Here is an 829-nt window from a genome sequence, read left to right on the forward strand (position 1 = left end):
CCCTGTTGCAAAGTTCAGTTTGGGTCGCCTGGGCCCCGTTTGTTTTGATTTTCGAACGATTTAGAAGCTGAATTGTCTTTCGATGAGACGCACTTCTCCCATGATACCCTCTTGGAATTGGAAGAGTTCAGCTTGCCCCTTTTTCAAGGCACGCATGACCTCGAAGCCTTTGATCGTCGCATAAGCAGTTTTGAGGCTTTTGAAGCCACGGACCGGTTTAATCAGTTGTTTCAGCTTGTCGTGATCGGCCTCAATCACGTTGTTCAGATACTTCACCTGACGGTGTTTCACCGTGTCGGGAAGCTTTCCATTCTTCTTGAGTTCGTTGATTGCTATGCCGTAGGTTGGGGCTTTATCCGTGTTGATTGTCTCAGGCTTCTCCCACTCCCTCAGGCCGTTCAAAGCTTTGCCCAGAAAGCGTTTTGCAGCCTTGGCGTTCCGGGTCTGTGAGAGGAAAAAATCAATCGTATCACCCCCCTTGCCGACAGCCCGGTACAGATAGGTCCATTTCCCTTTGACCTTGATATAGGTCTCATCAACCCGCCAGCTGCTGGAAAAGCCTGGGCGCTTCCAATACCAGCGCAGGCGCTTTTCCATCTCCGGCGCATAGCGCTGAACCCAGCGGTAAATCGTTGAATGATCAACGCTCACGCCCCGCTCGGCCAGCATGGTTTCAAGGTCGCGATAGCTAATCCCGTAGCGACAATACCAACGCACCGCCCATAAGATCACCTCACCACGAAAATGACGCCCCTTGAAATCACTCATCCGCTTGCTCCACCTCAAAACCAATACGGTTTCAGGCAAGAAATCAAACTTTGCAACAGGG

The 829-nt window shown here is 51.1% G+C and carries 1 protein-coding gene; it reads right to left on the reverse strand.

What is annotated here, in order from left to right:
- Window positions 1-60: 60 nt before the first annotated feature.
- Window positions 61-768, reverse strand: a complete 708-nt coding sequence (locus NTH01S_RS11475) for an IS6 family transposase (protein ID WP_068173787.1) — start codon at window positions 766-768, stop codon at window positions 61-63.
- Window positions 769-829: the final 61 nt, after the last annotated feature.

It is taken from the genome of Neokomagataea thailandica NBRC 106555 (assembly GCF_001598495.1).
GTDB lineage: Bacteria > Pseudomonadota > Alphaproteobacteria > Acetobacterales > Acetobacteraceae > Gluconobacter > Gluconobacter thailandicus_A.

What these genes read in the sequence shown, in the direction of transcription:
- NTH01S_RS11475 (WP_068173787.1), bottom strand. Translation starts at nt 768, where the DNA reads ATGAGTGATTTCAAGGGGCGTCATTTTCGTGGTGAGGTGATCTTATGG.